General features: G+C 41.3%; 1 pseudogene. It reads right to left on the reverse strand.

The window, feature by feature from the left end:
* Positions 1–169 precede the first annotated feature (169 nt).
* Positions 170–1,210, reverse strand: a pseudogene (locus tag BCT81_RS27185) (5'-nucleotidase C-terminal domain-containing protein); the annotation flags it as partial.

Below are 1,210 nucleotides of genomic sequence, written 5' to 3' on the forward strand. Positions count from 1 at the left end.
GTATATGGAGATACGTAGATTAAATGAAATTATCATAAATTATATTAATGATAATTTATTGTTATCTACCATTTCTAAAGGTCTATAGTTAACAAACATGTGCCCCAAGAACTTTTGCTCTTAGGGCACATTGATCATATGAACGATTGTTAATGGTATCTATCAGACGTTAATTCAGTGCTTCAATGAGTATGATCTCACGTTTGATCTTCATTCCTTCTTGCTCGGTCGCTTGCGTCAGCTTGTTTTTACGTGCCGTTATGGCTGCTTGTTTAGCTTCGTCGGTGTCGAACATCAGACCTTGTACATTGATTGAAGCGATATTCGTATAGCGGCCATCGTCGCTTGTAGGGATTGAGATAACTTCATCATTTATCAATGATTTCACGATCTCACGTTGTGCGCTGTAACGACTATCCAAACCAGAGAGTGTCCAACGTTGCTGAGGTTTGCCTTCATACTGACCATTCTTTTCTTCTGTTAGATACTTGATGGTCATATTGCGGATTGTGCCCGCTTCCTCACCATACTCTTCCTCTGTGTCAAACGATACAGGGAATGATTCACCTTCTAAAACGCCACCTTTTTAGTGAGGTGGCCCATTCGATAGCTATTCATACCAATTCGGATTTCAGTTTCATCGTTAACAGGTGTGCCATCAGCGAACTCAAGGTTAGTAATACGATTACCTGCAGGCTGAGTTAGATCAATGGTATAAGTCACGCCCGCAAAGAAATCATTAGTCGAATATTTAGACGCTCTGCGTTCTGGATTAAAGCTATAAGTTACATCGCCAGGTTGTACAGAGTTGAAGTAGCCTGCAGACCATTCCATGTAGGTTTTAAGTTCTTTACCTGTCATCTGATAAACCGTGATTTCTCCACCAGCATATTGATAGTTATAAGCGATGTCTTTGGCTTTAATCGGACCAACATCCAGCTCTGCATTGTCATTATCAATTTGGAGTGCGATGACATTCGCTTTTGGTGCATAGAAGAAGCTCGCTTCTTGGTATAACGCACTAATACCGGTGTCTTGAATATGAACTTGAGGTATACCGCGGATTTCATTTTCAGGGACCAAGTCAACGCCAGTTAGCTGAGCCACAGGTCGATTCGCCATTTCTCGAAGTTGTTTGTGATACGGATGGTATAGCGCGTCCATATCATCATCGGAATCAACGCCATTAATCTTGTAGGTGAAGCTATCT

This window comes from Vibrio sp. 10N.261.52.A1 (assembly GCF_002876325.1).
In the GTDB taxonomy this organism is placed as follows: Bacteria; Pseudomonadota; Gammaproteobacteria; order Enterobacterales; family Vibrionaceae; genus Vibrio; species Vibrio chagasii.